The organism is Exiguobacterium sp. s11 (genome assembly GCF_018619015.1).
Classification (GTDB): domain Bacteria; phylum Bacillota; class Bacilli; order Exiguobacteriales; family Exiguobacteriaceae; genus Exiguobacterium_A; species Exiguobacterium_A indicum.
Map to the genome: position 1 here is coordinate 141,043 of NZ_JACSNF010000002.1, position 23,833 is coordinate 164,875.

Sequence of the window (23,833 nt, forward strand, 5' to 3'; positions counted from 1 at the left end):
CTTTTGTGCATAACAGTATAAAAGTTATGAATTGTGTTTTATCTTACGGTAAGAACAGAAGGACGTCAAGAAAAAGTTAGAAAATTCCAAACATGCAAAGGATTCGTCTTTCAGAAACGGAATTGTTACAGTGAAGAAGTACATTGAATGAGGAGGTCATGAATCATGTCAGAACAACGTATCGTATTAGCAGCACGACCAAACGGAAAACCAACAGGGGAAACATTCCGCTATGAATCATTTGAGTTAACAGAGCTGAAGGAAGGACAAGTCGCACTGGAGTCACTCTATATCTCGGTCGATCCATATATGCGGGGTCGTATGAACGATGCGCGTTCTTATTCGCAACCATTTGAGATTGATGAACCGATTCACGGAGGTGTCGTAGCACGTGTCATCGAGTCTAAAAGTGAAGGGCTCAAGTCAGGTGATGTCGTTGTCGGGATGCTCGATTGGGCAACAAAAGTAGTCGTCGATGCGAAAACCGTTCGTAAAATCGATGAGCAAATCGCACCGATTTCAACAGCACTTGGTGTTCTCGGAATGACAGGGATGACAGCGTATTTCGGATTGCTTGATATCGGGAATCCACAACCAGGGGAAACGGTCGTCGTATCGGCAGCAGCAGGGGCTGTTGGATCGATCGTTGGTCAAATCGCTAAAATCAAAGGCGCACGTGTCGTCGGAATCGCAGGAAGTGACGAAAAGCTACAACACTTGAAAGCAGATCTTGGTTTTGATGAAGTCATCAATTATAAAACGGAAGACATCCGGGAAGCGTTAGACCGGACATGTCCAGACGGCATCGATGTCTATTTTGAAAACGTCGGTGGGGAAATCGGTGATGCAGTTCTTGATCGACTCAATCCATTCGCGCGGGTACCAGTCTGCGGTGCCATTTCTGGATATAACGCACAACAGGACATCGGTCCACGTGTTCAATCGAAATTAATCATCGCGCGTGCGCGCATGCAAGGTTTCTTAGTGGGCGATTATGGCAAACGATTCAAGGAGGCGGCTGAGCAACTCGGTCAATGGGTTAGTGAAGGAAAGTTACAATACGAAGAGACGATCTTTGAAGGATTCGATCGTGTACCAGATGCTTTCCTTGGCTTATTCGATGGGTCGAACACGGGGAAACTATTAGTAAAAGTGAAGTAAATATGCCAAAAGAGGTTGCGGAATCATTTCCGCAACCTCTTTTTCAATGGCGTAAGATTCATGAATCTTTTCGATCGCGCTCGAGCTCTTCAGGATCAGGATCCGGATGTTGTGTTTCCGCAGGCTTGATTCCGGGATCGGATGTCTCAGCTGGATCAGGATCCGGGTGAAGACCAACGTCTGCCTTTTCATCTGGTAAATCATGTTTTTTTTCGTTTAACATGTCCACTCATCTCCTTTTATCAATACGTAGTAATGTTTCCCCGTTTTTTAAATCCAAAACAATCAGGGTGCATAGGATTCGTTTTTGAAAACATGTGAATGACTTCCACGGACAAGAAAGTGAAAGCGGTCGATTTCCTAGGAAATACAGGTTGACTGAACTGGAATGTAAGGAAAATCCAAAAAAGCTTCATGAAGTCTTTACAAAAACCTTGCAAGTCCTTCAAGTAGCCTTTGAACTGCTTCCGTAGACTAAGAAAGAGTTGAAAAGAGGAAGGGTGTTTACGTGTGAGTGATCAAAAATGGAAACGACAAATCATGCAACAACTGAACTGGGTCCGCGAAGAGAAAAAACGGCTGACGAGCGCGACGACCGCAAGTAAAGATGCACTCGAAAAACTCCGTCAGTTAGACGTCTTGCGACTGCCGACGGTTCGAACTTCTAATAACACGACGACACGTTACCGACAAAATAGCCAAGCGTCACTACTAGATCAATTGGATGTCTCACATATACCGATCCGGACGACGACGCGTTATTATGAAAAACGATCAATCGAAATAGCCATCGTCTGTTCGGAATTCATGTATGCCTACTATGAAGATGCGGCTCATCTTCATTACGTTAATTCTGATACGTTTGAGGATGTCTTCAAACGCCCAATTGATCTATTTTTAGTTATTTCGTCTTGGAAAGGACTCCAAAATGATGATTGGAAAGGTGTCGCCACACCGAATTCCAAGAAGCGAAACCGTTTACTTGCGATGATGCAAGAAGTGAGAGATAAAGGCATTCCAGTCGTTTTTCAATCGACAGAAGATCCGAGCAATCATGAACGTTTTCAAGACGTGGCGCAAGCTGCGGATTACGTTCTGACTTCAGATGAGGCGATGATTCCTGAATACCGTGTCTTATGTGGACACGATCGGATCATGGCGATGCCGTTTGGTGTCAATCCACTGATTCATAATCCAATCGGGGCGACACGTAGCCGAAAGAAGGGCGTCTTATTTGCCGGTAGCTGGATGGCGAAATATCCGGAACGTGTGAAAGATACGGAAATGTTATTTGATGGGGTGATGCAATCCTCGCACGAACTCGATATCGTGGACCGAAATTATCATCTCGACTTACCAGCTTATCAGTTTCCGGAGTGCTATCAATCACGGGTCGCACCAGCGATTCCTTATGATGCCTTACAACAAGTCAGTAAATGTTATGACTGGGTTTTGAACTTGAACAGCATCAAATACAGCAAAACGATGTGTGCCCGTCGCGTTTATGAATCACAAGCACTCGGGAATTTGATTCTGTCGAATTACAGTATCGCCGTCAATAATGAATTTCCGAATATTTTTACCGTGCATGACGCACAAGAGGCGACGGCAATCGTGGAGCGCACGTCGCAAGAAGAAATCGAACGGTTACGAGCAGAAGGACTTCGTGCCGTCATGACGGGGCATACGGTCTTCGAGCGGATGGATCAGATTCTAGCGTTCATCGGGCGCATACCTGAGACACAAAAACATCGTTTACTAGTCGTCGTCGCTCAGGACGGAGAAGACATCCGTAACGTAATCGATCGCCAAAGCCTCACACCCGACGCAATCGTTTCTGTGGATGCATTAACGGAGCAACTTTACAATCAAGCAGATCTCGTTGCTTGGATGGATGGACAGGAATCCTATGGTGAGTATTATCTAGAGGATCTTGTGAATGGTTTTAAATACAGTGATGCCAGCATCGTTCGCAAAGGAAGTGAGTATCCGTATCATGTACAAGAGATGAGCGGTAGCCGAAACGGTGCGATTGTTTGGCGGTCAGCTATCGGATATGACATGTTCCAGGCAGATGAACTGAACGGAAAAACACTGTTGCTTGATCAATTGGAGTGGAACGAGCAGACGGTAGTTCCGACGAATCAGACTCCGCAACTGTCGGTCGTCGTTCCAATCTATAACAATGGAAAACACCTCACGTATAAATGTTTCGCCAGTCTCACGCGGATGGATCGATTCATGGAGTCAGAGATTTTACTCGTAGATGATGGATCGACGGACAGAGCGACACGTCAAGCCGTAGAGCGTCTCGCACGACGTCATGAAAATGTCAGAACCTATTTCTTTGAGACAGGTGGAAGCGGTAGTGCTTCACGTCCGCGTAACAAAGGAGTCGAGATGGCACGAGCTGACTACGTGACGTTCCTTGATCCGGATAACGAGGTGCTCAGTGATCGATACGCCTTTTTGCTTCAAGAACTAGAAAAAGATCCATCACTTGATTTTGTGGCAGGGCATATGAAAAAGCTTGCCGAGAAGACAAGTATCATCGCCTTACCGACGATTCGTAAACAAGGACGAACGGTTTGCGAGGATCCGAAAGCTTTTCTATTGAAACATCGGTTTGCGGTACAAAGCATTCAAGCACTCGTCGTCCGTCGCACCTTCTTGCTTGAACATCAATTGGAACAGGTCGTCGGTGCGGTTGGTCAGGACTCCTTGTTCTTCCAAGAATTGATGCTTCGCGCGAACCGTGTCTTACTCGTCAATCGAGTTATCCACTATTACTACGCAGCTGTTGCGGGGTCGACCGTGAATGCATTGACGGTGAAGTTCTTCGAACGAAGTGTCGTCCGAGAGCGGGCACGTGCTGAGAAATTCGCTCGTTATGGAGTGCTAGAGGAATACAAGGAAACTCGATTCGAGCATTTCTTTGAGCATTGGTATCTTGTCAAATTACGCTACTGCAGTGATAAGGATTTTGCACCGAGTGTCGCATTGTTGCGAACAATCATCGGATTCTATGAACCCATCACGTTGACGAACCCATTGATCCGTCAGTTCATAGAACTTGCGGATCGACAGGAGACGGATCGACTTCAACACTTATTACTCGAGGAGGTGCAGAAATGACGGCATCGATGAAAACAGCACGCCCCAAGGATCAAATCCGAGCTGCCTACTACGATCAGTTAGGTGGTGGATTCGGTAAAAAAGTTCGCGCACGTGTTCACTGGATCGTTCGACAAGCAAAAGGGGAGCACATTTTAGATATCGGGTGTTCGGGTGGAGTCGTTCCGATTTTACTTGGACGGGAAGGGAAACACGTCGTCGGAATCGATGTACTACCGGAAGCAATCATCGAGGCCAAACAAGCCTTACTGGAGGAACCAACATCCGTTAAAGAAAAGGTGGAATTACATGAAGCAAATGTCATGACATACACACCTGACATTCAATTCGATACAGTCTTGATGACGGAAGTACTGGAACATATCGGAGAGCCAGAGCGCTTTATCGCCCGTGCCGTCTCGTTCATCGCACCAGAAGGACGACTCGTCATCACAGTCCCATTCGGAGTAAACGATTATGCGGATCATAAACGGACATACTATTTAAATCAATTGCTTGAGCAGTTGACACCCTTCGGTAAAATCGAGACGATCGAGCGGATTGATAAGTGGCTCGGGGTCACGATCCAAGTCTATCCGGAACCTCGAGAGGGTCGAGCAATTTTACCAGCGGAAGTCGAATGGCTCGAGGATGCCTTTGAAGAGGTGGAACGATTGCATCAGGCAACGATCCTTGATTTAAAACGCAAGCAACAGAATCTAGAACGGAAAGTGCAACGGTTAGGAGAACAAACGGAAGAATTGGAGCATATTCGAGCAGAATCGCTACGTCATGAACAGCAACTGCAGGAACAGCATGAACAATACAAGATGCTTGAAGAACAATATGCCGCACTGCTTGATCGATTCGAAGGATCACTGGTGACAAATCTGGAATTGTTGGAGGCGAATGCATCATGGAAATCAAAATACCGCTCACTCGCGCGCTCAAAACTCGGAAAAGTCGTCGTCCGCTACTGGAAGTTCCGACGTCAACTCAAACAACACCGGAGTCGTCGATGAACGTCTTGATGATTTGTCAAAATTTCTATCCAGAAATCGGTAGTGCGGCAAACCGAATGAAGAATATCTTCAAGCGGATGGAACAAGCGGGAAATGATGTCCATGTGCTAACGTCAGAACCGCTCTATCCAACGGCAGAACTCTATACGGACTCGATGTTCTGGGATGAACCGAGCCTCGATACGGCTCATGTGACCCGTATTCAGCCGCGTGACGTCCGGGCAACGAATAATTTATGGCGACGTCTTCGTTTATTCGTCGAACAATTCGTGCTCGCGATTAAAGAGGTGCGGCATGATACGAAATCCTATGCCTACATCTATGCGACGACGCCATCCATCTTCATGGGACTCGTCGGGGTCGTCGCGAAACATGTCAAAAAGGCTCCTTTGATTCTCGATGTACGTGACTTATGGCCGGAATCGTTGATTGGCGTCGGCATCACAAAATCGCGTCTCTTATTGACTCCGCTCTATTGGCTTGAAAAATGGATGTATCGTCAGGCAGATCAATTGGTCATCAACAGTGAGGGGTTCCGATCGTATATTGAAGGACGAGGTATTGCACCGGAAAAAATTCATTATATTCCAAACTCGATCGAGGAAAATGAGTGGTTGATCAAACGTCGTAAAGTATCGGAACAAGTCCGCGTCGTGTATACAGGAAATATCGGTCTCGCACAAGATGTGTTCTTGTTGCTTGACGTCGCACAGGAACTTCAACAAGAGGAGGATATCTGTTTTCAAGTCGTCGGTTACGGCTATCACAAGCAAACGTTCGAACGACTCGTCAAGGAACGTGGATTAACGAACATCGAATTTCTTGACGCGATGCCACGCTGGGATGCGTTGAAACAACTTGCGAAGAGTGACATCGCCTTTGCAACACTCGTCGAGAGTACAGCGTTCGATACGGTGACACCAGGAAAAATCATCGACTACATGGCGATGGGGTGTGCCATCGTCGGAGCGGTATCCGGACACGCGGCGCATGTCATCGAAGAGGCAGGAGCGGGTTACGTGTCTGTCCAGCGAAAAAAAGAGGAGATCGTCGATCATATTCTTGAGTTATCACGAAATCCAGAGAAACGTGCAGCGATGGGACGAGCGGGTGTGGATTACGTCCAACGCCATTTCGATTGGGAACAAAATCAACAGCGTTTGTTCGAAGCCATTGAACAAACACAGTCACGAAAGGCGGTCACAGAATGAAGCGCATTGGGATGTTTGTTTGGAATCCGTTTACGAATGACGCTCGTGTCTTACGTGAATGTACAGCACTCGTCGAGGCAGGACACCGCGTGGACCTATACTGTCTCAATGACGGCACACTTCCAGAAGTCGAATACCCGATGTCAGGGTTTCGCGTCATTCGAATCGACCGGACGCCACCTTTTGCGAGGTGGCTCCCGTTCTTTCGCAAACGGAAAAAACGGACTCTTGTGATCGGATTGATGGGGGCGCTTCTTGCACCATGGCTGATTCCCGTGATGCTCGTGCTCTTTTTACTCATGCGAAGTCGATTCATCCGTTACGCCCTATATAACAGTTTCGGCATTCTTCGTATGACACGTGCTGCCCGGAAGCATGATTATGACGTCATGCATGCGAACGATGTCAATACGTTACCACAAGCGATTGGAGCGGCGCGTGGTGCACAAATCGTCTATGACTCGCATGAAGTCCAAACCGATCGGACAGGATACGGAAGCATGCAAGGGAAACTAGAGCGCTGGTTGCTTCACTTCGTCGATCAGACGATCGTTGAAAATGACACACGTGCGGATTACCATCAAAAGTTATATGGAACTCGACCGTCCGTCTTACACAATTATCCGTTTTACGAACCGATTGTTCCGCAACCGCGACCGTTACGCGAAGAGTTAGCACTCGCACCAGACGAGCCGATTTTGTTGTATCAGGGCGGGATCCAAGAAGGACGTGGCCTAGAGCGACTTATTGAAGCGATGCCGTTAATCGATCGAGGAACACTGATTTTCGTTGGAGATGGAAAGTTAAAAGGGAAACTCATGCAACTGGCTGCACAATCATCGGAAAAGTCTCGAATCCGCTTCATTGAGAAGGTTCCGCTTACTGAACTACCCAGTTACACGGCAGCGGCGACGGTCGGATTTCAAGTCCTTCAGAACGTTTGTTTCAATCATTATTCCGCTTCTTCGAATAAACTATTCGAATACATGGCGGCATTGATTCCTGTCATCGCGGCCGACTTACCAGAAATCCGTCGTGTCGTCGAGACAGAAGGAGTTGGATTAATCGTCGATGTCGAATCCCCGCAGAGTATTGCTGCAGCGGTCAATCGTCTAGTGAAGGATGAGAGCTTGCGACGGGCGATGCAGGAGCGAGCAAGCGTAGCAAGGAGACAATACAACTGGGAGCAAGAAAAAGGTCGCCTTCTTGCTGTCTATGACTCGATTTTCATGGAATCTGGCGCAAAATAAGAAAAATAGACAACGACTCGAAGGGAAATCCACGTGCAATGAAGGCGGATTCCTGACGAGTCGTTTTGTTTCATTCGAATAGACACGAAGGATTCGCGAAAGCTTCATAAGATTTACAAAAACGATAGAAAACACTGGAAATGTAAGGTCTGTGAAGAATGGTTTAAGAGATGGTTAGAAGCATTGGAAAGCAAAGGAAATGTCGTTATGGTCTAGTTACAGCCAAGCCACAGACCGTTCGTTGGCTAGTATGACTAACTCGATGGAGGAATGACAAAATGAAACTTTGCACAATCGGACTAGGATATATTGGATTACCTTCTTCTGCGATGTTCGCGGATCATGGCACGGAAGTCGTAGGTGTCGACATCGATCCACAAATCGTCAATCTTCTGAACACGGGAACGATTCATATTGAGGAACCAGGACTCGAGGATGTCATCAAACGGGTCGTCGCGAACGGAAAATTCCGAGCGACACTTACGCCAGAACGAGCCGATGTTTTCTTAATCGCCGTTCCAACGCCGAACTTAAACGATACGTATAAATCATGTGATTTGAAATATGTCATTTCAGCGGTCAACAACATGCTGCCATTCCTTGAAAAAGGAAATGTCGTCATCGTCGAATCGACGATTGCACCACGTACGATGGATGATCATGTCCGTCCCTTAATCGAAGCAGCTGGATTTACGATCGGTGAGGACATTTATGTCGTCCATTGTCCCGAGCGTGTCTTGCCAGGACAAATCTTACATGAACTTATCCATAATAACCGAATCGTTGGTGGATTGACGCCAGCGTGTGCGGAGGCAGGGGCTGCCGTCTACGAAACATTCGTTCAAGGTGAAATCGTCCGGACAGATGCCAAAACAGCCGAAATGTCGAAGTTGATGGAGAATACGTTCCGCGATGTCAACATTGCTCTCGCAAATGAATTGACGCAAGTATGTCATCAGCTAGAGATCAACGTCTTAGATGTGATTGAGATGGCGAACATGCACCCACGGGTGAACTTGCATCATCCGGGACCGGGAGTGGGTGGTCACTGTCTCGCAGTGGATCCGTACTTCATCGTCGCAAAAGCCCCATCGCTTGCACGCATCATTCATACGGCACGACAAACGAACGTTCAGATGCCACAATTCGTTGCCGAACAAGCAGCGCGTCTCGTCGGTTCGCGTGTTCGTCCAAAAATCGCCGTCTTTGGTGTCACGTATAAAGGAAACGTCGACGACATGCGCGAGAGTCCAGCTGTCGAAGTCATTGAACAATTGCTCGACCGTGGACTTGACGTCGCTGTCTGTGATCCACACGTCGAACGTTCGATCTCGACACGTTTCGAAATCGTTGATGAGCTGGAAGCGATTCAAGGCGCTGATTTAGCGCTTGTCTTGGTCGATCATGATGAATTCAAACAATTCGATTCACGTCGTCTCGCAAACTACATGCGGACACCGTTACTCTTTGATACGAAAGGGATCGTCAAAGCGCTCGACGCTGTCAAAGTACTGAACTTCGGTAATTTGCATACGCACCGCGTGACGGAAGTGGATGCGAAAGCGATATGAACGCGTTACGAACGATTGGGGGAGAGTTGAAGGATCATCTATATCTGATCTTTCGGCTCTCGCTTTATGAAACAAAGAGTCAATATAGCATGCAATACCTGGGTTGGTTTTGGGAGATCATGACGCCACTTCTCCAAATCGGTGTCTACTGGGTCGTATTCGGCTTCGGGATTCGTGGTGGTCATCCAGTCGATGGAATTCCGTTCGTCTTTTGGCTCGTCAGCGGATTGATTGCTTGGTTCTTCATCGGTAGTACGATTCCAAGTGGTTCCCGGTCGATTTATGGTCGGGTCGCTCTCGTCTCGAAGATGCACTTTCCATTGAGTACGATTCCAGCGTATGTTATTTTGGCACAATTCTACCGTCATCTCGCGATGATTGCTTTGACAATCATTTTAGGGTGTGCCTTCGGTTATTTCCCGGGATGGCATACGCTTGAACTCCTTTATATCGTACCGGCAGGCGTCGTATTCCTATATGCGGTCTCCTTATTGTTATCCGCACTTGCGACGATGATTCGAGATGTACAAAACATGGTGACATCTGCGATCCGCATGCTGATGTATTTAACACCAATCATGTGGATTCCGCCAGATCACTCGTTATTTAAGATGTTGTTGATGTTAAACCCACTCGTTTATTTGATTGAGGGATATCGGTCCGCACTCATCGGAACGGGTTATCTGCTCGATCATATGTGGTACGGCGTGTATTTCTGGTGTATGACGCTCGCAATCTTACTTGTTGGAGCATCGATTCACATTCGATTCCGACGCTATTTCATCGATTACGTATAGGAGGGAGAACGATGGGTCATGTCGTGTTTGAGAATGTATCGAAACGGTACATGCTCTATGCCCGACCGATCGACAAGCTAAAGGAAGTGTTGTTCGGTAAGGTGAATGGAAAATCGTTCTATGCTCTGAAGAACGTCTCCTTTTCTGTGGAAGAGGGAGAAATCGTCGGTGTCGTTGGCATCAACGGAAGTGGGAAATCGACACTATCGCATCTGCTTGCTAACGTGACACCACCGACGTACGGTCGGGTCACATTGGGTGGGAAGTCAGCATTGATTGCCATCTCTAGTGGATTGAATAGTCAACTGACAGGGCGAGATAACATTGAATTAAAAGGGCTGATGATGGGCTTGACGAAACGCCAAATCGAGACGATTACTCCAGAAATTCTAGAGTTCGCTGATATCGGGGAGTTCATCGATCAGCCAGTCAAGACATACTCGAGCGGCATGCGAGCTCGAATTGGTTTTGCGATCTCGATTCATATTAATCCAGATATCTTGATCATCGACGAAGCGCTCTCAGTCGGAGACCAAACGTTTACTGAAAAGTGTCTCGATAAGATGCGTGAATTCCGCGATCAAGGGAAAACGATTTTTTTCGTCAGTCATTCGCTCAGCCAGGTAAAGAGTTTCTGTACAAAAATCCTTTGGTTGGAATACGGGGAAGTACGTCTATTTGGTCCGACGAACGAAACGTTGGCTGAATACAATAAATATCTATATTGGTACAAACAGTTATCAAAAAAGCAATCCTCCCATTACGTAGCTAAGAAACGAACGGAACGGATTGGTTCCGTGGATCAGCAGATGATGGGCGAGACGATTGAACAATCGTCATGAAATGAGATAGGGGATGAAGTAAATGAAACGTGTCATGCTTGTATTCGGAACACGACCAGAGGCGATCAAAATGGCGCCGGTCGTCAAAGCACTTGAAAATCGTCAGGACGTCGAACCAATCGTCGTCGTTACAGCACAACACCGAGAGATGCTCGATCAGGTCCTTGAACTATTCGAAATCACTCCGGACCATGACTTGGATTTGATGCGTCCGCGTCAGACGTTAGAGGAAATGACGGCGCGTATTTTAAACGCGATGCGTCGCGTCCTCGAAAAGGAACAGCCGGATCTCGTCCTTGTCCATGGGGATACGACGACGACGTTCGCTGCTTCTTTAGCGGCGTTCTATCAACAGATTCCAGTCGGTCATGTGGAAGCAGGACTACGGACATATGAAAAGTATGCGCCGTTCCCAGAAGAGATGAATCGTCAATTGACAGGTGTGTTGGCGGATTATCATTTTGCACCGACTGAACAGGCTGCAATGAACTTACGTGCTGAGAACAAGCAGACACCAATCATCGTAACCGGTAATACGGTCATCGATGCGTTGAAGACGACTGTATCACCGACATATACGCATCCTGTCCTATCGCGCCTAGAGAAGTCGGGACGAAAACTCGTTCTTTTGACGGTTCACCGCCGTGAGAATCATTTACAACTGGCAACGATTTTTGAGGCGATCGAACGGTTAGCAAATGATCATCCAGAAATCGAAATCGTCTATCCGGTTCATCCGAATCCGGTCGTACTAGAAGAGGCAGCTCGCTTGGAGCATCATCCGCGGATTCAATTGATCGAACCGCTTGATGTCTTTGACTTCCATAATCTTGCGGCTCGGGCATCCTTCATTCTGACCGACTCAGGTGGGATTCAAGAGGAAGCACCTTCGCTCGGCGTGCCTGTCCTTGTCTTACGGGAGACGACAGAGCGTCCAGAAGGGGTCGAAGCTGGAACGTTGAAGCTCGTCGGGACGAATCCAGAGATGATTTATACGATGAGTCATCAATTGTTGACGGATCAGGTGTTCTATCAATCGATGGCACAAGCGGCGAATCCTTATGGCGATGGACAAGCGGCGGAGCGAATCGTCGATGCCATCATGAGTGAGGTACCTGTATGAGTCAACGTATTCCTCCGGCGATTTATCAATTCTTTCCATTCGGAACGCAGGAAAAAATCTTGCTTGAGGATGCTACAGATGGTGTCTATTTTGATTTTCAAGAAGCGACGGCAGACGACAAATTGTACATTCAGTTGTTTGATCAAGGATTTCAACATCCGCCTTCAAAGTTATACCGATCAGACGCAACGATTACAGGAGATCTCATCGAGGTGACCTGTCATTTCGAAGTCGATGCACCATGTGTCGTTCAGTTATTCAAGATGCAATATGGACAGAAAAAACGGATGGGATCGGAAACGGAAACCGTCACATTGACGAATGCGACAGTCGTTCATGTACAGATGAAACGAGTAACAGGAGCGAAGTATTTCAAGGTGGCATGGAAGTTCTTGCAAGAGGGGAGCTTCCGGGTCCATCTCCGGGACATTCAGATTGTGCAACATGTCACGGCAGGGGAGGAAGCGACGTATGCTATTTAGTTCGACGATATTCTTATTTCTGTTCTTACCGACTGTGTTGATCGTCTATTACCTACTCCCACGCAGCTTCCGAAATGGCTGGTTATTAGTGACGAGTCTATTCTTTTATGCGTTCGGAGAACCGCGTTTTGCATTGCTGATGCTACTGAGCGTCACAATCAACTACTTCTTCGCCTTGTTCGTCGATCTGTATCGACACCGAATTGGCGTCAAATGGATCATGTTCAGCATGATCGTAGTCAATCTGGGGTTACTCGGCTGGTTCAAGTACAGCGGATTTTTTGTTCGTTCAGTCAACGAGACATTCGGATTAGGATTGTTCGTACCAGAAGTCGTCTTGCCACTCGGGATCTCGTTCTATACGTTTCATGCGATGAGTTATGTCATCGACATCTACAAAGGGAAGGAAGCGGTGCAAAAGAATCCGCTTGACCTCGCCCTTTATATCGCGTTCTTTCCCCAACTCGTCGCGGGTCCGATCGTTCGCTATCACACGATTGCGAGCCAAATCGAGTCACGAGAAGAGACGGTTTCCGATTTTGCCCGAGGGGTTCGTCGGTTTACGATCGGCTTAGCTAAAAAACTGATTCTTGCCAATGGATGTGGTCAGGTCGCGGATGCCATCTTCAATATGAAAGATCTTTCGATGGGGCTTGCTTGGATCGGCATCATCGCCTACGCCTTACAAATCTATTTCGATTTTTCGGGATACAGTGATATGGCGATTGGACTAGCTTTAATGTTCGGATTTCATTTTCTTGAGAATTTTAACTATCCCTACATTTCAAAGTCAGTTTCTGAATTTTGGCGTCGTTGGCATATTTCGCTTGGATCGTGGTTCCGGGATTATGTCTACATCCCGCTTGGTGGAAATCGTGTCTCACCATGGTTACAGTATCGCAACTTAGCAATTGTCTGGATGCTGACAGGTCTTTGGCATGGTGCGAGTTGGACGTTTGTCGCGTGGGGAGCGTATTACGGAATCTGGATCATGCTCGAGAAAGCATTTCTCGGGAAATGGTTGGAGAAAATGCCAGTCTTCTCGACCGTTTGGACACTCGTACTCGTGTTGGTCGGTTGGGTATTCTTCCGTTCCGAGACGTTCCCAGAAGCCGTTACGTACATTCAAGCGATGTTCGTACCAGATGTAATCTGGGATGAACGCGCGAGCTACCAGCTTGTCCAAAATGGTGTTCTATTGCTTGTCGCGTGTATCGCAGCGACACCGATTCCGAAAATCATCGGAGAGCGATTAGTCGTGTCACTCGGAAGAATTGGTACGACGATGCAGTATGGGTATGCGATGTTGCTACTATTTTTGGCGACATCAGCACTTGTTGCAAGTACGTTTAACCCATTCATCTATTTCCGCTTCTAAAAAGGAGGTCTACTGATGGCACAGCCACTTGAAACAGAAAATAAGCAGGGACAAAAACGGACGACTTCTTTTGAACGGATCATGATGTGGGTGACGACGATTAGTTTTTTACTCATCTTGTTAACGATTGGTATCGGAACGATCGTCCGAGAGGATCGTGTGCGTTCCCAGTTAGAAAACCGTACACTCGCACAATCGGTCAATCCGACGATCGAAGGAATCGCGACTGGAAAAGACATGCTGAAGATGGAGACGTATTTCACGGATCAACTACTTTTGCGGGGAACGTTCGTTGAGATGCAAGCGCTACTATCGAAGGATGTCTTCAGACAGCCATTTCGTAATGGAATCTATACAGCTAAAAATGGCTATATGATCGAACCGAGTGCCTCGACTCAAGTCCAGATCCCAAACGCGTTTCAGCAATTCGTGCAAGAAGTCGATCGACCCGTATATATGGCGCTAGCTCCATCGAAGACGGTCATTGCTGAACGCGATCAGTTGATCCCATCGTATGTTGCTTCGAATGCACGGACACGTTACGCAGGAATGATTCGTGACTTCAAGGCTGCCGGGATGACGAATTTGTCACTTGATCAATTAAAACTAACGGACTACTTCAAGACGGACCATCACTGGAATATCGACGGGGCAGCGTCAGCATACCAGACGATTACGAAGGGGATGGGCTTGCAACCGGTCACACCATCAAAAGCAGATCGTAAAGAGGATGAGCATGCCTATTATGGTTCATTAGCGCGAAAGACGACGCTTGCGTACGCGACGTCCGGTGATCAGTTAGCTTATTATGGACCAGCATTCTTTAAAGGGATCGATGTCTGTTACGACGGGGCATGCGATCGCCCAGTCATTGATGAATCCTTCGTTCAGCAGGAGGGAGATTACGTCGATCGGTATGAAGTATTCTTGCGCGGGAATCACGGCATCATGTCGATGAAGGAGCAGACGAAGAATGATCGCCCAACGATTCTCGTCTTAAAGGATTCATTCGCGAATCCCGTCTTACCGTTCCTTGCTAAAAGTGCCAATCTGGAAGTCGTCGACGTTCGTTATGTGCCAAAATCATTCGACGTCTCGCAGTTCGCTAAACAAAAACAAGTCGATTCCGTATTGTTCCTGCATAATTCGAACATTGCTGGATTGATGAAGACGTATGAAAACACACTATGAAGGAGTTCATGACATGAGATCCCGAATGGCGAAAAGAAAACCACGCCTTGTTTGGCGCGTATTGAGTGCGCTCCTACTAGGGTTCGTTCTGATTGCTAGTACATCAGCTGGTTTAGCTTTTTTAAAAGTGAAGCAAACGGCAGACGCGTTCTTAACACCGTTAGATGGAGAGCGGCCGAAGCCACTCGAATCGATGAAGCCGGTCAATGTCTTATTACTGGGCGTGGATGAACGGAAAAACGATAAAGGACGTGCCGATGCCATCATGCTTCTTTCATTCAATCCAAAAACAAGACAAGCGACTTCCCTGTCCATTCCAAGAGATATGCAGGTAACCGTGCCGTCTGGCGAAAAGACTAAAATCAATCATACCTATGCCTATGGGGGGGTGAAAGAGACAGTCGAGACGGTGGAGCAGACGTTTGAGACCGATATTCCTTATTATGCGAAAATCAACATGGATGGATTGATTGAGTTGGTCGATGCTGTTGGGGGTGTCACGGTCGACAATCCATCTGCCTTCAGTTGGAACGACCGTCGTCTTCAAAAGGAGTATGAGAAAGGGAAAATTCATCTGACGGGTCTTGAAGCGAGTGGTTACGCTCGGATGCGAAAGCAAGATCCACTCGGCGATATGGGACGACAAATTCGTCAGCGTCAAGTGCTAGAAGCCGTCGGAATGAAGCTTGCTGGACCACAGTTGTTGACGCAACTCGAAAAGATTACGGACGTCATGAAAAACAACTTTACGACGAATATTGGACTCGATGTCGCAGCGCAACTAGCGCAGGAAAATCAGCGGGGGTTCGAACAATTAAAGCCGCTGAAAATCGAGGGAGAAGGATATATCGCAAGTGATGGTGTCTGGTATTTCTTTGCATCGGACGAATCAATGGAACAGACGAAGCAGACAATCGCTAAACTTCTTGCACAATCGTAAGCTATAACTAGTAGTACCATCAGACAAATCAGGATGAGCGTCTCTAGCACATGATTGTGGAGACGCTTTTTTTCTGTCTTCCTCTGATGTAACTCCCCATTCTTTTTGAAAAAAAGTGCTTGGTTCAAAAGTCTTATTTTCGACCAAACCGATGAAATAGGCTTTGACAGGACTTGTAAACGGATGCAAAATGAAAACGATTACATACCAAAAGGAGATGGCTACCGTATGAAACGCATGAGATTCGTTTGTATCGTTGCGCTAACGTTTGCACTGATATTTAGTGGACTCTCTTTATCTGGTCAAGCACTGGAAAAAGGGAAGTCGACATTGGTCATCATTCACTACAAGGCAGACCCGAATACCACGAAGGATTGGAATCTGTGGTTATGGGCAAATGGACCGGATTATTTTCCGAATGAAGCTCACGCTTTTAACGGCGAGGATGCTTACGGAAAAATCGCAGCTTATGAATTCCCAGTTGATCAGCCGGAAAAAATCGGCTTTATCGTTCGAGATGATAACTGGAACAAAGATGGGGGATCTGAGAATGATCGCTTCATTACGAAAGACATGATTAAAAATGGTGTTGCTGAAATCTGGATCGAGTCGGGAAGTAAGAACATCTCGACAGTCAATCCAAGCAATGGAGCAGATGTCGAAAATATCGACACGAACATCCACTATTACCGGTATGACAATGATTATGAAAAGTATGGCGTTTGGTCTTGGCCGGAAGAGCAAGATGGCAAGCGATTCGAGTTTGACAAGCAAGATGAGTTCGGTGCCGTTGCCAAGGTAACACTCGATAATCCGACGAAAGCACGTCTTGCAGGCGTCATTCCTCATCTTGAAGGATGGTCGGAAAAAGACGGAGCTGATCGTTTCTTTTATGCAGGGGCGAAAGACATCTGGTTGATTGAAGGGGATCAGACGGTATACTACAGCAAACCGGAAATCGATCGCACACCGAAAATCACAAGCTTTTTAGCAGATGACTTCCGGACGATGACATTAAAAACGAATGCACCGTTGACGGAAGAAGACGTAAAGGCATTTACGTTTGAAGGCGTGACGAATCCAGCCGTGTCAGCAATCGATGCCAAAACGGTAAAAGTCGAAGTCACTTCAGATATCGATTTAGCAAAAGTCGTCCGAGCGTCTCATCCTGTTTTTGGAGAAGCAGTCCTTGAAGCGGGTAAAGTGCTCCGTTCGAAAGCATTCGACCAAAAGTATGCCTACGATGGAAAACTCGGTGTCGACTATCAAAAGTCAAAGACGACGTTTAAAGTTTGGGCACCGACAGCACAAGCGGTCGAGCTCGAATTGTATCGCTTACCAAAGCAACAAGCTGCTACGACAAAAGATATCACGCGCGAAATCAAGATGGAACGAACGGATCGTGGTGTGTATCAAGTGACGGTCAAGGGCGATCTTGACGGTGTTGGATACACATACGAAGTCAAACATGCCAAAGAATCGACGCGTGCGGTTGATCCGTATGCGACAGCAGTCGCCGTCAATGGCGACCAAGGTGTCGTCGTCGACTTACGCGAGACGGATCCAAAACGCTGGACAAATGGAAAAATGCCACTTCGCCATGCGACAGATGCGATCATCTATGAATCACACGTCCGTGATTTATCGGTGTTTGATGTGACGAACTCGGGTTACGATTCAGGTATCAAACAAAAAGGGAAGTATCTCGGCGTCATCGAGCCAGGTACACGTTTAACGAAGGATGGTAAGAAAACGAAGACGAAGACGGGACTTGATCATCTGAAGGAACTTGGCATCACGCACATTCAGTTCATTCCAGTCTATGATTTCAACACAGCTTCCGTCGATGAGACGAACCCGCTTAAATCGTATAACTGGGGTTATGATCCAAAGAACTATAACGCACCAGAAGGATCGTATGCGACAAACCCCTATGATCCAAAAGTCCGAATCAAGGAAATGAAGCAGATGATTCAAGGGCTACATGACAATGGACTTCGTGCTGTCATGGATGTCGTCTACAACCACATGTTTGACGCAAAGGCATCAAACCTTGATAAAATCGTTCCTGGTTATTACTACCGTTATACAGAAGGCGGCGATTTAGCGAACGGAACGGGTGTCGGAAACGATACAGCGTCTGAGCGTCAAATGATGCACAAATTGATCGTTGATTCTGTCTCTTACTGGGCGAAAGAATACCACTGGGACGGATTCCGATTTGACTTAATGGGCATTCATGATGTCAAGACGATGAATGCTGTCAAACAGGCGACAAAACGAATTGATCCGTCGATTCTCGTATTCGGAGAAGGGTGGAGCCTTGGAACACCGCTTCCAGATTCAGAGAAGGCCAACCAAACGAATACAAAACAAATGCCAGGAATCGGACATTTCAATGACAACCTACGCGATGCGCTCAAAGGTAGCGTCTTCATCGATTCAGATGCTGGTTTCATTAACGGAGCAACGGGTCTTGAAACGCGCATCAAACGCGGAATCGTCGGAGAGATTGCTTATAACAAAGAGATTCAAGGATTTACGCAAGAACCAGATCAAGCGATCACTTACGTTGAAGCACATGATAACCATACGCTCTGGGATAAGTTGAACCTGACGAATCCGAAAGACAATGACGCAACGAAGACAAAGATGCATCGTTTGGCTTCAAGTATCTTGTTGACGTCTCAAGGAACAACGTTCATCCATGCAGGACAGGATTTCATGCGGACGAAGGGCGGCGACCATAACTCATATAAATCACCGGATTCTGTCAACCAGCTCGACTGGAAACGGAAGATGGACCGTCAACAAGACGTTGATTATATGACAGGATTGATCGAGTTACGCAAAAAGAATCCAGTACTTCATTTAGCAACAGCAAAAGACATTCGTCGTTACCTGACGTTTGAAGCAGCACCGGCTCAAGTCATCGCGTATCGACTAGATGATGCTGCGCCGAAACAAAAAGAGGATCTCTATGTCATTCACAATGCAAATCGAAAAGCAGTCGACATGAAGTTACCAAAAGGAAAATGGAAGCTGCTTGTAGACGGTAAACAAGCAGGAACCAGAGCAATCCGTAACGTATCAGGTGCGGTTCGTGTCGAAGGACTTAGCTCATTCGTCTTATCAAAATAAATGAACAGATAAAAAAGGACGTTCCGCCGGTTGGCGGAACGTCCTTTTCGTCAGTCGAGAAAGATGCAATCAAGCGTAACGCTCATCCGTTTCTTCGTTCTCTTCTTCTTTCAGATTACCTTCTTCCGATTTCGCGACGATGACGGCACATGCTGCGTCACCAGTGATGTTGACGGCTGTCCGCATCATATCAAGAAGACGATCGACACCGATGATTAAAGCGATTCCTTCGACCGGTAGATTGACCGATTGAAGAACCATCGTCAACATGACGAGACCGACACCTGGTACACCGGCTGTACCGACTGAGGCGAGAACAGCTGTCAGGACGACAGTCGCAAGTTGACCTGGCGTCAAATCAACAGCGTAGACTTGCGCGATGAAGACAGTCGCGACACCTTGCATGATTGCTGTTCCATCCATGTTGATCGTCGCACCGAGAGGCTGGACGAAACTTGAGACGGAGCGCGGAACCTTCAACTCTTTTTGAGCCGTTTGCATCGCAACAGGAAGTGTTGCGTTCGACGAAGACGTCGAGAAAGCGAACAGCATGACAGGTGCGAATTTCTTAAAGAAGAAGAACGGGTTCATCTTCCCAAGAAGTGAAACGGTCGAACCATACGTCAATACGGAATGGACGAATAGTGACAAGATGACGACACCCATATAAAGCCCCATCGCCTTTAGGGAATTAAGTCCTTGTGAACCAACTGCTGATGCGATTAGGGCGAATGCTCCAAGCGGTGCCATCTTCATGACAAGCGTGATCAAGTACGTCATTAAATCATTACCCTGCTCGATGAATGTCCGTAACGTTGAGACTTTTTGACCGAGGAACGTGATTCCAAAACCGATAAAGACACTAAAGACGATGATTTGCAGCATATTACCTTCTGCCATCGACGTGATCGGGTTCGTCGGGAACATACCGACGATTGTATTGATAATGCTCGTATCTGGTAGATTTCCGTTATCATATTCAAGACCTTGCGTCTCGAAGTTACCGAACGTACCCGGCTTGATCAATAATGACAAACCGAGAGCAATGACAATCGCGACAGCCGTCGTCGTCATGAAGTAGCCAATTGCCTTTCCGCCGACACGACCAAGCTCTTTTGGATTACCAAGACCCATGACGCCGAGGGCGATCGAGAAGAAGACGATCGGTACGACGAGCATCTTAATCAAGTTCAGGAAGATCGTCCCGATGGGTTGTAAAGCATATTTATTCAATCCCTCATAAATCGACTTATCCGGTAAGCTAGCAAGAATGATTCCGAGGATCACCCCGAGAATCAATCCCCAGATGATGCGCTTTGCTTCTTTCATAAGTGATGTCACACTCCTTTATTTGATAATTGTCTATATTTTGACACATCATCACCCTTTTTGACAAAACATTTTAAAAAACACGTGATAACGCTTACAAAAAAGTTTCTGGATTTTGATGCAGGAATGACTAGATTTTGTTGTCAAACGGATGTAACCATGAGAGGATAGAAAGGAACAAAAAGGAACAGCGTAGGATGCAGAAAAGTCGCTAGAATCAACTGTTGACCAAATTGTATATTCCTACTATAATGTTGTATGACGTGTCTGACACGTTTCCTTTAGTCGGTAATATCGGAGGGAGGGAAAACTAGTGGAAACTCGTGTACGTAAAAATGAATCACTTGAAGACGCACTTCGTCGCTTCAAACGTGGTGTTTCAAAAGATGGTACGCTTGCAGAAGTTCGTAAACGTAAACACTACGAAAAGCCAAGTGTAAAACGTAAGCTTAAATCGGAGGCTGCGCGTAAGCGTAAGAAGTTCTAACGTTAGAGAGGGTGTATCCTCATGAGTCTTCAGGAGCGTTTGACAGCGGATATGAAAGAAGCCATGCGTCTACGTGAAAAAGATCGTCTTACGACGATTCGGATGGTGAAATCATCGCTGCAAAATGAAACGATCAAACTCGGTAAGCAAGAATTGACAGACGAGGAAGAATTAACAATTCTTTCACGTGAAATGAAGCAGCGCAACGACTCCCTCCGAGAATTCGAAAGCGCTGGTCGTCACGATCTCGTCGAGAAAATTCAAGCAGAGATTGTCGTGCTCGAAGCTTATATGCCAAAACAGCTTTCCGAGGAAGAAGTACAGGAAATCGTCGACGCAGCTATTGCGCAGACGGGTGCCTCTGCTCCTTCAGATATGGGGAAAGTAATGGGTATCGTCATGCCACAGCTTAAAGGCAAGGCAGACGGTGCGTTAATTAATCGACTCGTCAAACAACGGCTCGCTTAATACATGAAAAAGGTGTCCTTCGGGGCACCTTTTTTGTCGTTCCTGTCACAATTAAAAGTTTCTTATATGAATTCAGAATAGTCATGAAACCTTTTTTGTTTTGAAAGCGTATATAATTATAGTAACGAATCAAAGTGCAAAAGAAGCAGCTTCTGACACGAATGAAAAAGGGGTGAACGTACGCATGACGTTTAGCTTAGGAATGATTTTGGCGGTCTTCATGATTGGGGTCCTCATGTTACTGGTCGAAATATTCGTCACAGGGTTCGGAATCTTTGGAGTCCTCGGAATCGGTGCGGTCCTTGCTAGTCTGATCATGGCAGGCGCTACAGTTGGTCAAGTCGGTATCGCAATCGGACTTGCTGTATTTCTATCGCTTGCGGCCGGATACTGGGCGTATCGCAGAATTAAATCAAATCAGTCGTTACTATGGCGCGGTTTGATTTTGACGGATTCGACATCGTCTGAAAAAGGCTATCTCTCCCATCAAGACAAAGTACAACTGTTAGGACAAGAAGGAGTCAGTTTGACGCCTCTTCGTCCATCAGGAACGATTGAAATCGATGGGAATCGAATTGATGCCGTAACGGAAGGGACCTTCATTCAAGCGGGGGAAACAATCGTCGTAAAAGAAGTGACGCATGGACGCGTCATTGTTAGAGTCCAACATACGAAGGAGGAGTCCCACACATGACACCTGAACTATTGACCGTATTACTCATATCTGGAGGAATTTTAATTTTCCTCGCCATCTTCTTCACGCTCGTTCCGATCCCACTTTGGATCAGCTCGCTCGCAGCAGGCGTACGTGTATCGATCTTTACATTAGTCGGGATGCGACTACGTCGAGTGACACCATCTAAAATCGTCAATCCGTTGATTAAGGCAGTTAAAGCGGGATTGAACTTGAATACGAATCAACTGGAAAGTCACTTCCTTGCCGGTGGTAACGTTGACCGCGTCGTCAATGCCTTGATTGCAGCACACCGTGCGAATATCGAGTTGAGCTTCGAACGCGCAGCAGCGATTGATCTTGCTGGTCGTAACGTTCTGGAAGCTGTTCAAATGTCGGTTAACCCGAAAGTCATCGAAACACCATTTATCGCCGGTGTGGCAATGAACGGGATTGAAGTAAAAGCGAAAGCCCGGATCACGGTACGTGCGAACATTGATCGTCTCGTCGGTGGTGCTGGGGAAGAAACGGTCATCGCACGTGTTGGTGAGGGTGTCATCTCAACCATTGGTTCGTGTAATGACCAAAAAGAAGTACTTGAGAATCCAGAGATGATCTCACGGACGGTTCTTGCGAAAGGACTCGATTCGGGTACGGCGTTCGAGATTCTCTCGATTGATATCGCGGACATTGATATCGGTAAGAATATCGGTGCGGTTCTGCAGACGGATCAAGCAGAAGCAGATAAGAACATTGCGCAAGCAAAAGCGGAAGAACGTCGCGCAATGGCGATCGCAAGTGAACAAGAGATGAAATCACGTGTTGAAGAGATGCGTGCGAAGGTTGTCGCTGCTGAAGCGGAAGTGCCGCTTGCGATCGCTGAAGCGATGCGTGACGGTAACTTTGGCGTCATGGATTATGCAAACTACTTGAACGTGACGGCAGATACGAAAATGCGTCAAGCAATCGGTGGGCAATCATCACCAAATGACTCACAATAAAGGGTGAGACGGTATGGATATCATATGGGTCGGATTGATGATCGCATTCGGTGTCATCTCCGTCATCTCAAAAGCAGCGGATAAAAAACCGAAGCAGACGAACCGGACACCTTCAAAGGAGTTCGGCGACTATGTGAAACAAATAACCGAACAGGTCGATACGGCGCGACAAGAGATGGTACCTCCACCTGTCGTTCGTAAAAAAGCACCCGCGAAGAAACAACCGGGGGTAACGCAAACAAAAGCGCGACCCGTTCATGAACGAACGGAATTGCAACAACGTTTGGACCAGCGTCAGAAACAACATTCGAAAAAAGGGATGTCCTCTTCAACGATCGGTGAAATCAAAGATAGCGTCGCAGACGGTGCTATTGGAACGTCGAGTCGTTCAGCATCAGCGACGAGACTCTCACAGGATGAAATGCGTCGTGCCATCGTCTGGAGTGAGGTTCTGGGTGCACCCGTTTCAAAACGAAAACGATGATGATTAGACAGTGAGTCGATCCTACGAAACGCGTAGGATCGACTCTTTTTATTTCCCAAAAGGTGGGAACGGGTTTTTCTTTCCATCTTTTCGGCGGAAGTGCTAAAGTGGAAGAGATTAGATATGAAGCGATGACAACTTGTTATCCATGACTAGGAGGCCATTCAC

At 46.9% G+C, this 23,833-nt stretch carries 20 protein-coding genes and 1 pseudogene; 19 read left to right on the forward strand and 2 right to left on the reverse strand.

The window, feature by feature from the left end:
• Positions 1-165 precede the first annotated feature (165 nt).
• On the forward strand, positions 166-1,161 hold the full coding sequence (locus tag KNQ12_RS08375; RefSeq protein ID WP_023467457.1) for an NADP-dependent oxidoreductase: 996 nt from the start codon (positions 166-168) through the stop codon (positions 1,159-1,161).
• A gap of 58 nt (positions 1,162-1,219) precedes the next feature.
• Here KNQ12_RS08375 and KNQ12_RS08380 read toward each other — a convergent pair whose 3' ends face one another.
• Entirely contained in the window at positions 1,220-1,384 is a 165-nt protein-coding gene (locus tag KNQ12_RS08380; protein ID WP_214747504.1) for a hypothetical protein, read from the reverse strand.
• Positions 1,385-1,671: 287 nt separating this feature from the next.
• Here KNQ12_RS08380 and KNQ12_RS08385 point away from each other — a divergent pair, with 287 nt between their 5' ends.
• The 13 genes and pseudogenes from KNQ12_RS08385 (at position 1,672) to pulA (ending at position 19,223) form a co-directional block, all read left to right on the forward strand.
• Positions 1,672-4,296, forward strand: coding sequence for a glycosyltransferase (locus KNQ12_RS08385; protein WP_214747507.1), 2,625 nt, complete (start codon positions 1,672-1,674; stop codon positions 4,294-4,296).
• The gene (locus KNQ12_RS08390; RefSeq protein WP_251055773.1) at positions 4,293-5,297 is read left to right on the forward strand and encodes a class I SAM-dependent methyltransferase; all 1,005 of its coding nucleotides are present in this window, start codon (positions 4,293-4,295) and stop codon (positions 5,295-5,297) included. Before KNQ12_RS08385 ends, KNQ12_RS08390 begins: the two co-directional genes overlap by 4 nt.
• Positions 5,192-6,508: a glycosyltransferase family 4 protein gene (locus tag KNQ12_RS08395; protein ID WP_251055774.1), complete on the forward strand. Its 1,317-nt coding sequence runs from the start codon at positions 5,192-5,194 to the stop codon at positions 6,506-6,508. The genes KNQ12_RS08390 and KNQ12_RS08395 overlap by 106 nt, the downstream gene beginning before the upstream one ends.
• Positions 6,505-7,758 (forward strand): glycosyltransferase family 4 protein, encoded by a 1,254-nt coding sequence (locus KNQ12_RS08400; RefSeq protein ID WP_214747510.1) that lies wholly within the window; start codon positions 6,505-6,507, stop codon positions 7,756-7,758. Before KNQ12_RS08395 ends, KNQ12_RS08400 begins: the two co-directional genes overlap by 4 nt.
• Before the next feature lie 278 nt (positions 7,759-8,036).
• A complete protein-coding gene (locus KNQ12_RS08405; protein WP_214747514.1) occupies positions 8,037-9,329 on the forward strand; it encodes a nucleotide sugar dehydrogenase in 1,293 nt (430 codons plus the stop codon).
• Positions 9,326-10,126 (forward strand): ABC transporter permease, encoded by an 801-nt coding sequence (locus tag KNQ12_RS08410; protein ID WP_029341022.1) that lies wholly within the window; start codon positions 9,326-9,328, stop codon positions 10,124-10,126. The genes KNQ12_RS08405 and KNQ12_RS08410 overlap by 4 nt, the downstream gene beginning before the upstream one ends.
• An 11-nt stretch (positions 10,127-10,137) precedes the next feature.
• Positions 10,138-10,878, forward strand: a pseudogene (gene tagH, locus KNQ12_RS08415) (teichoic acids export ABC transporter ATP-binding subunit TagH); the annotation flags it as partial.
• A gap of 112 nt (positions 10,879-10,990) precedes the next feature.
• Positions 10,991-12,091, forward strand: a complete 1,101-nt coding sequence (wecB, locus tag KNQ12_RS08420) for a non-hydrolyzing UDP-N-acetylglucosamine 2-epimerase (protein ID WP_214747517.1) — start codon at positions 10,991-10,993, stop codon at positions 12,089-12,091.
• Positions 12,088-12,573: a hypothetical protein gene (locus KNQ12_RS08425; RefSeq protein WP_214747520.1), complete on the forward strand. Its 486-nt coding sequence runs from the start codon at positions 12,088-12,090 to the stop codon at positions 12,571-12,573. Before wecB ends, KNQ12_RS08425 begins: the two co-directional genes overlap by 4 nt.
• The gene (locus KNQ12_RS08430; RefSeq protein ID WP_214747522.1) at positions 12,563-13,951 is read left to right on the forward strand and encodes an MBOAT family O-acyltransferase; all 1,389 of its coding nucleotides are present in this window, start codon (positions 12,563-12,565) and stop codon (positions 13,949-13,951) included. The genes KNQ12_RS08425 and KNQ12_RS08430 overlap by 11 nt, the downstream gene beginning before the upstream one ends.
• A 15-nt stretch (positions 13,952-13,966) precedes the next feature.
• A complete protein-coding gene (locus tag KNQ12_RS08435) occupies positions 13,967-15,142 on the forward strand; it encodes a DHHW family protein (protein WP_058265078.1) in 1,176 nt (391 codons plus the stop codon).
• 25 nt (positions 15,143-15,167) lie between these two features.
• Positions 15,168-16,082: an LCP family protein gene (locus KNQ12_RS08440; RefSeq protein ID WP_251055775.1), complete on the forward strand. Its 915-nt coding sequence runs from the start codon at positions 15,168-15,170 to the stop codon at positions 16,080-16,082.
• Positions 16,083-16,310: 228 nt separating this feature from the next.
• The gene (gene pulA / locus KNQ12_RS08445) at positions 16,311-19,223 is read left to right on the forward strand and encodes a type I pullulanase (protein WP_214747528.1); all 2,913 of its coding nucleotides are present in this window, start codon (positions 16,311-16,313) and stop codon (positions 19,221-19,223) included.
• A 69-nt stretch (positions 19,224-19,292) separates the two neighbouring features.
• Here the strand turns inward: pulA and KNQ12_RS08450 are convergent, their stop codons facing one another.
• A complete protein-coding gene (locus KNQ12_RS08450; RefSeq protein ID WP_058265080.1) occupies positions 19,293-20,552 on the reverse strand; it encodes a dicarboxylate/amino acid:cation symporter in 1,260 nt (419 codons plus the stop codon).
• 313 nt (positions 20,553-20,865) lie between these two features.
• Between KNQ12_RS08450 and rpsU the strand changes: the two genes are divergently transcribed.
• From rpsU to KNQ12_RS08475, 5 genes are all read left to right on the forward strand, one after another.
• Complete coding sequence (gene rpsU / locus KNQ12_RS08455) at positions 20,866-21,039, forward strand: 30S ribosomal protein S21 (RefSeq protein WP_012369719.1); 174 nt, start codon at positions 20,866-20,868, stop codon at positions 21,037-21,039.
• Between the two features lie 21 nt (positions 21,040-21,060).
• On the forward strand, positions 21,061-21,507 hold the full coding sequence (locus KNQ12_RS08460) for a GatB/YqeY domain-containing protein (RefSeq protein ID WP_023467485.1): 447 nt from the start codon (positions 21,061-21,063) through the stop codon (positions 21,505-21,507).
• A 172-nt stretch (positions 21,508-21,679) separates the two neighbouring features.
• A complete protein-coding gene (locus tag KNQ12_RS08465; protein WP_235147624.1) occupies positions 21,680-22,201 on the forward strand; it encodes an NfeD family protein in 522 nt (173 codons plus the stop codon).
• Complete coding sequence (gene floA, locus KNQ12_RS08470) at positions 22,198-23,181, forward strand: flotillin-like protein FloA (RefSeq protein ID WP_023467489.1); 984 nt, start codon at positions 22,198-22,200, stop codon at positions 23,179-23,181. Before KNQ12_RS08465 ends, floA begins: the two co-directional genes overlap by 4 nt.
• A gap of 13 nt (positions 23,182-23,194) precedes the next feature.
• Positions 23,195-23,665: a hypothetical protein gene (locus KNQ12_RS08475; protein ID WP_023467490.1), complete on the forward strand. Its 471-nt coding sequence runs from the start codon at positions 23,195-23,197 to the stop codon at positions 23,663-23,665.
• Positions 23,666-23,833: the final 168 nt, after the last annotated feature.